Below are 11,796 nucleotides of genomic sequence, written 5' to 3' on the forward strand. Positions count from 1 at the left end.
ATGAGTAGCGTCGTCGTCTATTCCAGCGATTACTGCCCTTTCTGCTCGCGAGCCAAGTACCTGCTCGAGAACAAAGGCGTGGCCTTCGAAGAGATCAAGGTCGATGGCAAGCCGCAGGTGCGCGCTGCGATGGCCCAGAAGGCCGGGCGTACGTCCGTGCCGCAAATCTGGATCGGCAGCACCCACGTGGGTGGTTGTGATGATCTGTTCGCCCTGGAGCGTGCCGGCAAGCTCGACGCGCTGCTCAGGGCCTGACGGTAATACCCCAAAACAAGCAAACCTAAAAGAACCCTGGATCAAGAAGGATCTGCGATGACTGACCAACAGAACACTGCTGCGAACGAAGAAGAAACTGCACCGCAATTCTCCTTGCAGCGCATTTATGTGCGTGACCTGTCCTTCGAAGCTCCGAAAAGCCCGGCGATCTTCCGCCAGCAGTGGGAGCCGAGCGTCGCTCTGGATCTGAACACCCGTCAGAAGACGCTGGAAGCCGACTTCCACGAAGTCGTGCTGACCCTGTCGGTTACCGTGAAAAACGCTGACGAAGTGGCGTTCATCGCTGAAGTGCAACAGGCCGGGATCTTCCTGATCAAGAACCTGGATGACGCTTCGATGAGCCACACCCTGGGTGCGTTCTGCCCGAACATCCTGTTCCCGTACGCTCGCGAAACCCTGGACAGCCTGGTGACCCGCGGTTCGTTCCCGGCACTGATGCTGGCTCCGGTGAACTTCGATGCGCTGTACGCGCAAGAGCTGCAACGCATGCAGGCAGCTGGCGAAACGCCGACCGTTCAATAAAGCGTTTCAATACTGTGGGAGCGAGCTTGCTCGCGATGAGGTCAGCAGCTTCAACATCAATGTTGACTGATGCACCGCCATCGCGAGCAAGCTCGCTCCCACATTTTTTTGGGTGTTATTTGAAGTCGTTCTGACGCCAGGCTTCGTAAACCGCCACCGCCACGGTATTCGACAGATTCAGGCTGCGGCAGCCCTCGCGCATCGGCAGGCGCAGGCGTTGCTCGCCGGGCAGGGCGTCCAGCACCTCAGCAGGCAAGCCCCGGCTTTCCGGGCCGAACAGGAACGCATCGCCCGGGGCGAAGCTGGCATCGTGGAACGGCCGCGAACCTTTGGTGGTGAAGGCGAATACCCGCGGATGGCCGAGGCTTTCCAGGCAGCTGGCAAGGTCCGCATGGCGTTGCAGGGTGGCATACTCGTGGTAATCGAGGCCAGCCCGGCGCAGGCGCTTGTCGTCCATCTCGAAGCCCAGCGGTTCGATCAAATGCAGGTGGCAGCCACTGTTGGCGCACAGCCTGATAACGTTGCCAGTATTCGGCGGAATTTCTGGTTGGAAAAGGATGACGTGAAACATGCACGGCTCCGAAGGCAAAGATGACGCGCATTCTACGCCGCCAGTAGGCGTGCGTTCGAAACTATTCCTGCGGGTGATGGGCTCGCTGGCGATTGTCGGAGTGATGGTCGGGTTGATGATCGGTCGCCTGACCACGCCGGACCCCAGCCAGCTGCAGCAGGTTGAGGTGACGAACGACGGGCTGGTGGTGTGGTTCAACAACGAACCCAAGACCCACGGCGAGATGCTCGATGGCAGTGTCGCGCTGCTGTTTGGCGCCGAGGGCAAGGCGCAGAAAGGCCAGCTCAAGCTCGGCGGCAAGGACGTGAACTGGCGGGTACGTTTGAGCGATGGGGGGTTGTTGCTGACACTGGTGGCTGCCCGGCCCCTGCAGGGCGAGTGGGCCGGTAGCGAGGTCGATGACCGCTGGCGGCTGGAGATCCATCTCCGGGAGCAATAAAAGAGGGGAATCCCCGGCCTGCCTGTACCAAGGTCCCCAAAACGGGAGGCTCGTCGCGAATGCGGCGTGAGCCTGGTGTAAAGAAGGAACCCCTGACCTGCCTGTATCAAGGGCCCCAAAACGGCTGGGCTCGTCGCGGGTGCGGTGTGAGCCCGATGTAAAGAGGGGAATCCCCGGCCTGCCTGTACCAAGGTCCCCGAAACCGGGTGGGTGAACTGGTTCACTTGATAGGGTTATTGCAGGGGACGTGCCAGGTTTTAACAGTGCGAAACAAAAAAACGCCTAAAAACGCCTAAAAACGCCGAAAGCCCCGTAATCCGGGGCTTTCGTGTTTTTTCGATAGGGGTTCGATTGCGAACGCAGGTAAGGTTTCGACGCTGTTTTTGTGCGCGATTGCGGTTCACGGTGCATTGCGGCGGTGCACAGATAACCCCAAAAGCATCGCGAGCAGGCTCGCTCCTACAGGGTTCGATGGTGTCTACACGATAGTGAAAACACCGAAAATCCACTGTGGGAGCGAGCTTGCTCGCGATTGGGTCTAACGATTAGCGAAGTACTAAAGGCTGTTTAGCCCTCATCCCCCTCATCATCATCCCCGCTATCCACCTTCATCCCCAATTCCTTGATCTTGCGGGTCAAGGTGTTGCGCCCCCAGCCCAGCAAGACGGCGGCATCGCGGCGGCGACCGGCGGTGTGCTTGAGGGCGGTCTCGATCATGATCCGCTCGAAGGCCGGCACGGCGCTGTCGAGCAGGCTCGACTGACCGCGGGCCAGGGCCTGGTCGGCCCACTGGCGCAGGGCCTGTTCCCAGTTGGTCACGGGCGCCGAATCCTGCGGCAGGCTCAGCAGCTCCGGCGGCAGGTCGCCGATGTGCACTTCGCGTCCCGAAGCCATCACCGTGATCCAGCGGCAGGTGTTCTCCAGCTGACGCACGTTGCCGGGCCACGGCAGATTCTTCAGGTATTCCTCGGTTTCGCTTTTCAGCAGCTTCGGCTCGACGGCCAGTTCCTGGGCGGCGCGGCCGAGGAAGTGCTTGGCCAGGGTCGGGATATCTTCGCGACGGTCCGACAGGCGTGGGATGTGGATGCGGATCACGTTGAGGCGATGGAACAAATCCTCACGGAATTTTCCGGCATGCACCAGGGTTTCCAGGTTCTGGTGAGTCGCCGCGATGATGCGCACATCGACCTTCACCGGCACATGACCGCCGACGCGGTAAAACTCGCCATCAGCCAGTACGCGAAGCAAGCGGGTCTGGGTGTCAGCCGGCATGTCGCCGATTTCATCGAGGAACAGCGTGCCGCCGTCAGCCTGTTCGAAGCGCCCGCGACGCAGGTTGGCCGCGCCGGTGAACGCACCTTTCTCGTGGCCGAACAGTTCGGATTCCATGAGGTCTTTGGGGATCGCTGCCATGTTCAGCGCGATGAACGGCGACGCTGCCCGCGGGCTGTGACGGTGCAGGGCGTGGGCCACCAGCTCTTTACCGGTACCCGATTCGCCGTTGATCAGTACGGTGATGTTGGAGTGGCTCAAGCGCCCGATGGCGCGAAACACTTCCTGCATCGCCGGCGCTTCGCCGATGATTTCCGGGGTGCGGGTCAGGGTCGGGGCGACTTCCAGGCCTTGTTGTTCCTGGGCGTGCTGGTTGGCGCGCTTGACCAGGGAAACCGCTTCGTCGACGTCGAATGGCTTGGGCAGGTACTCGAAAGCGCCGCCCTGATAGGACGCGACAGCGCTGTCCAGATCGGAGTGAGCGGTCATGATGATGACCGGCAGTCGTGGGTGCTGCTCGCGAATCCGTGCCAGAAGCTCCAGGCCGCTGGCGCCGGGCATGCGGATGTCGGAAATGATCACGTCCGGCTGCTGGCGCGCCAGGCGGCTCATCACACCATCGGCGCTGTCGAAGCTTTGCGTGGTCATGCCTTCCTGCTGCAGGGCTTTTTCCAGGACCCAACGGATAGAACGGTCGTCATCGACGATCCACACGGTTTCACTACGGCTCATGTCGATGTGGCTCCTTGTTCCAGTGGCAGAAAGATCGAGAAGGTGGTGTGGCCGGGGTGGCTGTCACATTCGATCAGGCCCTGGTGCTGGCTGATGATGTTCTGGGTAATGGCCAGGCCCAGTCCGGTACCGTCCGGACGTCCGCTGACCATGGGAAAGAAAATGGTTTCCTGAAGTTCTGCAGGGATGCCAGGACCGTTGTCGATGATCTCGATCTTGGTCACCAGGCGATGACGCACGTGGCCGATGGTGAACTGGCGCATGGCGCGGGTGCGCAGGCTGATGCGGCCCAGGCGCAGTTCGTTCTGACTGCTGATGGCCTGCATGGCATTGCGCACGATGTTCAGCACGGCCTGAATCATTTGCTCGCGGTCGATCAACACGTCGGGGATGCTTGGGTCGTAGTCGCGCACCAAGGTGATGCAGCCCTGGCTTTCGGCCTCCACCAGATGGCAGACACGCTCCAGCACTTCGTGGACATTGCACATGGCCAGCGACGGCAACTTGTTGGAGCCGAGCATGCGGTCCACCAGATTACGCAGACGGTCGGCTTCTTCGATGATGACGTTGGTGTAGTCGCGCAGGCTTTCTTCCGGCAGTTCCCGGGCCAGCAGTTGTGCCGCGCCGCGAATCCCACCCAGCGGGTTCTTGATTTCATGGGCCAGGCCGCGGACCAGCATCTTGCTGGTTTCCTGCTTGGAAAGCTGTGCTTCTTCCTTGGTGATCCGCAGCAAGCGGTCACGCGGGTGGACTTCGAGCAGCAGCATCGTGTCGCCGTTGCTCAGGATTGGCGTTACCGCGTAGTCGACGGTCAGGGTCTGGCCGGTGAGGGCGGTGAGCATGGCTTCGCGTTTGGTGAACGGGTGCGCTTGTTCGACGGCCTGGCGCAACGAATTCAGCGCTTCGGTCGACTCGGTAAACAATTCACTGATGAACTGCCCATGGCTGCGTTGACCGCTGATGGCCAGCAGCATCTCCGCCGCCGGGTTCATGTACTCGAGGCGCAGTTCGGCGTCGAGCAGGATGGTGGCAGTGGTGAGGTTGTCGAGTAGCAAGCGGTGGAGTGCGTCGCTAATGGTCATCGGGACCTCTTTTAGGGCAGAGCATGCGCAAGAAAAAAGCGCTGGTACGGGCAAAATGCAAAAACCAAACCAAGGCTCCGAAAAGAAGCGTTCGGCGCCTGAAACGGGCGTTTGACGCTCGTTTGCGTGGCGCTTTGCCAGCTTTCGCGGGTACTTTCGAACCAAAATGGGTTGGAATGTGAGTACGGTGCAAGCAATTGCACCAATATAGTGCGCAAACCTGAACAAGGTTAGAAAAGTCGCAAGAATGGATTTTTTTCTTCGACGGGTTTGTTGTTGAGCGGGCATTCCGGCCGCTGGCCGTAGTTTTCGAGAGTGCAGGGTTTGATCCTGCGCTTCTGGGCGAGAGACGTGCGCTGCATGTGGAAGGGTTGGCTGGCGGTGCGTTCGACGATGCGTCCCTGTTCGTCGAGGATTTCCACGGACAGGGTATGGCTGCCGCGATCGATGTTGCTCAAGGCGAACACCGGACCCAGGCCGGGTTCGGCGGTGGGCTGGCCGTCGAGCAGCAACCGGTAGCGGTGACCGGGGTGCAGGGCCGGTTCGTTGGTGGCGCTGACAGTGACTTCGCCGGTGTTGCTGCGGACGGTGGCGTCGGGTTCCGGGGCCAGGATGCGCAGCACCTCATAGTGGAACAACACTTGTGTTTCGGGACTGTTCTGGGCAATCAACGGCGTTGCACCGGCGGGGCTGGCCGCTATTCGATTGATTGTTGTCAGCGGTACGCGCCTGGCGTCGCCGGGTTTGGGATGATCGGTGAAAACCCGATTGCCCTGAGCATCGACATACATGAAGACCTCTGCCGAGGCGGGCAGGGCGATCAGGCAGGCGATCAGTAGCCAGGCCTTCAGGGCTTGTGCACTCGCTGTACGGTGAATGTCACCATAGGGCTCTGCTGCACCACGGTTTCCCCGTCGATCACTTGTACGGCGAGACGGTGTTCGCCGCGATCGATGTTCACCAGTTGCAGGCTCGGCACATTGACTGGCTGGCCGTAGGGCTGATCGTCCAGCAGTAGCCGCAACAGGTGGGGGGCTTGCAGGCGCGGCTTGATCAGTACCGTTATGGTGAACGTGCCGTTGTTGGCGCGCAGGGCTTCGGTGGTGGGCAGCCCGGTCAGCTCAAGTACTTCATAGGCCTTGTGGGGCGGTTCATTGCGAGCGGCTTCAGCAGTCGGTGCGGCTTCGCCGGGAGGCTGGCGCTCGACGCTGTTGAGAGGCGGCAGGTCGACCGGATGGGCGCTGACGCCGTCAGGCGGTTGATTGCTGTACGCGGTGGCGCCGTTGGCGTCCGTGTACTTGTAGATCTGCGCTGTGGCGGGCAGAACGATCAGCAGCAGGATGAAGAGAAAACCGCGACCCATGGAATTGACCGGAAACGAAAGCGTTGGGTTGCAGCATAGGGCAGGGCTGTCGATTGGCCCAGCGCGTTAACATTTGGGTATGAATTATCAATCTCTCTAGAACGCAGTAATTCATTGTGGGAGCGGGCTTGCTCGCGAAAGCGGTCTGTCTGAGAAAGAGATATTGGATGTACCGACGCCTTCGCGGGCAAGCCCGCTCCCACAGGGTTCTTTGTCGGCCGTTGAATTGAGCTCATAAAAAAGGCCTCCCGAAGGAGGCCTCTTTTTGTCACGCCGCTTGCGCAGGCGCTACCGGATCAGCAGCTGTAGTACAGCTCGTATTCCAGTGGGTGTACGAAGGTACGTACCTTGATTTCTTCTTCGCTTTTCAGGGCGATGTAAGCGTCGATGAAGTCGTCGCTGAAAACGCCGCCTTTGGTCAGGAACGCACGACCTTTGTCCAGCTCTTCCAGGGCTTCTTTCAGGCTGCCGCAAACTTGTGGGATCTCTTTGGCCTCTTCAGGCGGCAGGTCGTACAGGTTTTTGTCAGCGGCGTCGCCAGGGTGGATCTTGTTCTGGATGCCGTCCAGGCCAGCCATCAACAGTGCGGCGAAGCACAGGTACGGGTTGGCAGCCGGATCCGGGAAGCGCGCTTCGATACGGCGGGCTTTCGGGCTCGACACGTAAGGAATGCGGATCGAAGCGGAACGGTTGCGAGCCGAGTAGGCCAGCATCACCGGGGCTTCGAAGCCTGGAACCAGGCGCTTGTAGGAGTTGGTCGCCGGGTTGGTGAAGCCGTTCAGGGCCTTACCGTGCTTGATGATGCCGCCGATGAAGTACAGGGCGGTATCGGACAGACCGGCATAGCCTTCGCCTGCGAAGGTGTTCTTGCCATCTTTCCAGATGGACATGTGTACGTGCATACCCGAGCCGTTGTCGCCGTACAGCGGCTTAGGCATGAAGGTAGCGGTACGGCCGTAAGCATCGGCTACGTTGTGCACAACGTATTTCAGGGTTTGGGTTTCGTCGGCTTTCTTCACCAGGGTGTTGAACTTGACGCCGATTTCGTTCTGGCCGGCAGTTGCCACTTCGTGGTGGTGAACTTCGACGGTCAGGCCCATTTCTTCCAGTGCGTTGCACATGGAGGTACGGATTTCGTGGTCGTGGTCGAACGGTGGAACCGGGAAGTAGCCGCCTTTGACGCCTGGACGGTGGCCTTTGTTGCCGCCTTCGATGTCCTGGTCGGACATCCACGAACCTTGTTCAGAGTAGATCTTGAACATGGAGCCGGAAATGTCGGACTTGAACTTCACCTGGTCGAAGATGAAGAACTCTGGCTCTGGACCGGCGTACACAGTGTCACCGATAGCGGTGGCTTTCAGGTGCTCTTCAGCGCGCTTGGCGATCGCACGTGGGTCGCGATCGTAGCCTTGCATGCTCGAAGGCTCGATGATGTCGCAGACCAGGATCAGGGTCGGTTCTTCGGTGAACGGATCCAGAACAGCGGTGGAGTCGTCCGGCATCAGGATCATGTCGGAAGCTTCGATGCCTTTCCAGCCAGCGATGGAGGAACCGTCGAACATTTTGCCGACTTCGAAGAAGTCGTCATCCAGCGCATCGCGAGCCGGCATGGTCACGTGGTGCTGAGTGCCTTTGGTGTCCGTGAAGCGCAGATCAATCCACTTGACGTCATGATCTTTGATGAGTTGAACCGACTTCGACATAGTGTCCTCCGGGTGGCTTCGGGCTAGTAATGGATGCCCTTATAATGTGGGTGATGCCGGCGCGAATACTCTGCCAAGGCAACCTGCCTCACAAGGGAGCAAATTGCATGCCAGTGCCCCACCATGGGTTTTTTGCCCCAAATTCACGCTTGTGAGGTTGTTTTACGCTTTAAAGCAGAAAATATCGCCCTGTAATGTGGCGTCAAATCCAATAAGTGACCTGTTTTGGTGCGCGCAAAACCTTCTACACATTAACTGGTTAAACCTTGAGCAATTTCCGCTATAATCCGCGCCCCCCTTTTTCGGCAGGCCCTGCGCGCGCTGTTTCCATGAAATTAATCGTAAAAGTCTTCCCCGAGATCACCATCAAGAGCCGACCTGTCCGGACGAAATTTATCCGCCAGTTGGCCAAAAACATTCGCGCCGTGCTCCGTGATCTGGACCCGGTCGTGGTGGTGAACGGCGTGTGGGACAATCTCGAGCTGGAAACCCGCGTTACCGATCCGAAAGCCTTGAAAGAGATGGGTGAGCGCCTGACCTGCATGCCGGGCATCGCGCACTTTCTGCAGGTCGACGAGTACCCGCTGGGCGACTTCGACGACATCACCGAAAAGTGCAGGCAGCACTACGGCGATGCGCTGGCCGGGAAGATTTTTTCGGTGCGCTGCAAGCGGGCGGGCAAGCACCCGTTCAGCTCGATGGACGTCGAAAAATACGTCGGCAGCAAGCTGCGTCGCGAGTGCGGCGCCGCCGGTATCGACCTGAAAAAGCCTGAAATCGAAGTCCGCATCGAAATTCGCGACCAACGGTTGTTCGTGATCCACAGCCAGCACAACGGCATCGGCGGATATCCGCTGGGCGCCCTGGAACAGACCCTGGTGCTGATGTCCGGTGGTTTCGACTCCACCGTGGCGGCCTACCAGATCATGCGCCGTGGCCTGATGGCGCATTTCTGCTTCTTCAATCTGGGCGGACGTGCCCACGAACTGGGCGTCATGGAAGTCGCGCATTTCATCTGGAAGAAGTACGGCAGCTCCCAGCGCGTGTTATTTGTCAGTGTGCCGTTCGAAGAAGTTTTGGGCGAAATACTCGGCAAAGTCGATAACAGTCATATGGGCGTAGTATTGAAGCGTATGATGTTGCGCGCTTCCTCCCGAATTGCCGATCGACTGCACATCGAGGCCCTGGTCACCGGTGAGGCGATCTCCCAGGTGTCGAGCCAGACGTTGCCGAACCTGAGCGTGATCGACTGTGTGACCGACAAACTGGTCTTGCGTCCGCTGATCGCCAGCCACAAGCAGGACATCATCGACCTGGCCAACGAAATCGGTACCGCCGATTTCGCCCGGCACATGCCGGAGTACTGCGGCGTCATCTCGGTCAATCCGAAGACCGCGGCCAAGCGCTACCGCGTCGAGCATGAAGAGAAAGAATTCGATATGGCGGTACTCGAGCGTGCGCTCGAAAACGCCAAGCTGGTACCGATCGATCGCGTGATCGACGAATTGGGCCAGGACTTGCAGATTGAAGAAGTCAGCGAAGCGCTGGCCGGTCAGATCGTCATCGACATCCGTCACCCGGATGCTGCTGAAGACGACCCGCTGGAACTGGCTGGCATCGAGGTACAAACGATGCCGTTTTATGCAGTGAACGCTCGTTTCAAGGAACTGGACCCTACTCGCCAGTACCTGCTGTATTGCGACAAAGGCGTGATGAGTCGCCTGCATGCCCACCATTTGCTCAGTGAGGGGCATGCCAATGTGCGCGTTTATCGACCGAGCTAAGTGCCCGGGGCTGTTTGCCTGTGGCCTGCGTCACCGGCCCCCCGATGCCACCGTCAAGCTGTAACGGCTTTCACGGACGCTACTGTTAATCGCTGCCAAGACTTGTCAGCACACCGAATCCTCTGATCGAGATACACAAGTGATCGAAAATCTACGCAACATCGCCATCATTGCCCACGTTGACCATGGTAAGACCACCCTGGTAGACAAACTCCTGCGTCAATCCGGCACCCTGGAGCGCAACGAGCTCAACGACGAGCGCGTGATGGACTCCAACGACCAGGAAAAAGAGCGCGGTATTACCATTCTGGCGAAAAACACCGCCATCAACTGGAACGGCTACCACATCAACATCGTGGACACCCCGGGCCACGCCGACTTCGGCGGCGAAGTTGAACGCGTAATGTCGATGGTCGACTCCGTTCTGCTGCTGGTTGACGCTCAAGACGGCCCTATGCCGCAAACCCGTTTCGTGACCAAGAAGGCTTTCGAAGCCGGCCTGCGTCCGATCGTGTGCATCAACAAGGTTGACCGTCCAGGCGCGCGTCCGGACTGGGTTCTGGACCAGATCTTCGACCTGTTCGACAACCTGGGCGCCACCGAAGAACAGCTGGATTTCCAGGTGATCTACGCTTCGGCCCTGAACGGTATTGCCGGTCTGGATCACACCGACATGGCTGAAGACATGACCCCGCTGTACCAGTCGATCGTCGACAACGTACCGGCGCCGAAGGTTGACCGTGAAGGTCCGTTCCAGATGCAGATCTCCGCACTGGACTACAACAGCTTCCTGGGTGTTATCGGCGTTGGCCGTATCGCTCGTGGCAGCGTCAAGCCTAACACCCCGGTTGTGGCTATCGGTGCCGACGGCAAGAAGCGTAACGGCCGTATCCTGAAGCTGATGGGTCACCACGGTCTGCACCGTGTCGACGTTGAAGAAGCGTTCGCTGGCGACATCGTGTGCGTAAGCGGTATGGACTCGCTGTTCATCTCCGACACCCTGTGCCAGCCGGACACTGTCGAGGCGATGAAGCCTCTGACCGTCGACGAGCCAACCGTTTCCATGACCTTCCAGGTAAACGACTCGCCGTTCTGCGGTAAAGAAGGCAAGTTCGTGACCTCCCGTAACATCAAGGAGCGTCTGGACAAAGAGCTGCTGTACAACGTTGCACTGCGCGTTGAAGAAGGCGACTCGGCTGACAAGTTCAAGGTGTCCGGCCGTGGTGAGCTGCACCTCTCGGTACTGATCGAAACCATGCGTCGCGAAGGCTTCGAAATGGGTGTTGGTCGTCCGGAAGTGATCATCCGTACGGTTGACGGCGTGAAGCAGGAACCGTTCGAAAACGTCACCATCGACACCCCTGAAGAATCCCAGGGCAAGGTCATGGAAGAGATGGGCCTGCGTAAGGGCGACCTGACCAACATGGTGCCGGATGGCAAGGGCCGTGTACGTCTGGAATACAACATCCCTGCTCGTGGTCTGATCGGTTTCCGTAACCAGTTCCTGACCCTGACCAACGGCGCCGGCATCCTGACCTCGATCTTCGATCGCTACGACACCATGAAGTCCGGCGACATGTCCGGCCGTCAGAACGGTGTTCTGGTATCGGTAGAAACCGGCAAGGCACTGACCTACTCCCTGGAAACCCTCCAGGCGCGTGGCAAGCTGTTCGTTGAACACGGTCAAGAGATCTATAACGGTCAGATCGTTGGTCTGAACAGCCGTGACAACGACATGGGCGTCAACCCAACCAAAGGCAAGAAGCTCGACAACATGCGTGCTTCGGGTAAAGACGAAACCATCGCTCTGGTTCCACCTGTTCGCTTCACCCTGGAACAGGCTCTGGAATTCATCCAGGACGATGAGCTGTGCGAAGTGACCCCTAAGTCGATCCGCCTGCGTAAGAAGATCCTGGACGAAGGCGAGCGTACCCGCGCTGCCAAGAAAGCCAAGGCATAAGATTTAGCCTTGCTTAACGAAAACGCCCCCGGTCGAAAGGCCGGGGGCGTTTTTGTTTGTCTGGGGTTTATGTGGTGTTTGTGCTGGCCTCT

At 59.0% G+C, this 11,796-nt stretch carries 11 protein-coding genes; 5 read left to right on the forward strand and 6 right to left on the reverse strand.

The genetic code is table 11. The features are described 5' to 3' along the window. On the forward strand, positions 1-255 hold the full coding sequence (grxC, locus tag ACM6IK_RS29075) for a glutaredoxin 3 (RefSeq protein ID WP_108216188.1): 255 nt from the start codon (positions 1-3) through the stop codon (positions 253-255). A gap of 57 nt (positions 256-312) precedes the next feature. Further along, positions 313-798 carry a protein-export chaperone SecB gene (gene secB, locus ACM6IK_RS29080; RefSeq protein WP_223457492.1) on the forward strand — a complete coding sequence of 162 codons (486 nt, stop codon included), beginning with the start codon at positions 313-315 and terminating at the stop codon, positions 796-798. 115 nt (positions 799-913) lie between these two features. Here the strand turns inward: secB and ACM6IK_RS29085 are convergent, their stop codons facing one another. Continuing rightward, positions 914-1,369: a tRNA (cytidine(34)-2'-O)-methyltransferase gene (locus tag ACM6IK_RS29085; protein WP_223457845.1), complete on the reverse strand. Its 456-nt coding sequence runs from the start codon at positions 1,367-1,369 to the stop codon at positions 914-916. Between ACM6IK_RS29085 and ACM6IK_RS29090 the strand changes: the two genes are divergently transcribed. Then, complete coding sequence (locus ACM6IK_RS29090; RefSeq protein ID WP_414877029.1) at positions 1,368-1,808, forward strand: hypothetical protein; 441 nt, start codon at positions 1,368-1,370, stop codon at positions 1,806-1,808. The two genes, ACM6IK_RS29085 and ACM6IK_RS29090, sit on opposite strands and share 2 nt — an antisense overlap. Positions 1,809-2,375: 567 nt before the next feature. Here ACM6IK_RS29090 and ntrC read toward each other — a convergent pair. The 5 genes from ntrC to glnA form a co-directional block, all read right to left on the reverse strand. Then, complete coding sequence (gene ntrC, locus ACM6IK_RS29095; RefSeq protein ID WP_414877030.1) at positions 2,376-3,812, reverse strand: nitrogen regulation protein NR(I); 1,437 nt, start codon at positions 3,810-3,812, stop codon at positions 2,376-2,378. After that, complete coding sequence (gene glnL, locus ACM6IK_RS29100; RefSeq protein WP_057712404.1) at positions 3,809-4,894, reverse strand: nitrogen regulation protein NR(II); 1,086 nt, start codon at positions 4,892-4,894, stop codon at positions 3,809-3,811. The genes ntrC and glnL overlap by 4 nt, the downstream gene beginning before the upstream one ends. Before the next feature lie 230 nt (positions 4,895-5,124). Continuing rightward, positions 5,125-5,745, reverse strand: coding sequence for a DUF4124 domain-containing protein (locus ACM6IK_RS29105; RefSeq protein ID WP_414877037.1), 621 nt, complete (start codon positions 5,743-5,745; stop codon positions 5,125-5,127). After that, entirely contained in the window at positions 5,742-6,257 is a 516-nt protein-coding gene (locus ACM6IK_RS29110; RefSeq protein WP_414877031.1) for a DUF4124 domain-containing protein, read from the reverse strand. Before ACM6IK_RS29110 ends, ACM6IK_RS29105 begins: the two co-directional genes overlap by 4 nt. Before the next feature lie 296 nt (positions 6,258-6,553). Beyond that, on the reverse strand, positions 6,554-7,960 hold the full coding sequence (glnA, locus tag ACM6IK_RS29115) for a type I glutamate--ammonia ligase (RefSeq protein ID WP_008002929.1): 1,407 nt from the start codon (positions 7,958-7,960) through the stop codon (positions 6,554-6,556). 329 nt (positions 7,961-8,289) lie between these two features. Between glnA and thiI the strand changes: the two genes are divergently transcribed. Further along, positions 8,290-9,744, forward strand: coding sequence for a tRNA uracil 4-sulfurtransferase ThiI (gene thiI / locus ACM6IK_RS29120; protein WP_414877032.1), 1,455 nt, complete (start codon positions 8,290-8,292; stop codon positions 9,742-9,744). A gap of 139 nt (positions 9,745-9,883) precedes the next feature. Further along, complete coding sequence (gene typA / locus ACM6IK_RS29125) at positions 9,884-11,704, forward strand: translational GTPase TypA (RefSeq protein ID WP_414877033.1); 1,821 nt, start codon at positions 9,884-9,886, stop codon at positions 11,702-11,704. The last annotated feature ends 92 nt before the right edge of the window (positions 11,705-11,796 follow it).

Origin of the sequence: Pseudomonas sp. IT-196MI5, assembly GCF_949767415.1 — a bacterium.
Classification (GTDB): Bacteria; Pseudomonadota; Gammaproteobacteria; order Pseudomonadales; family Pseudomonadaceae; genus Aquipseudomonas.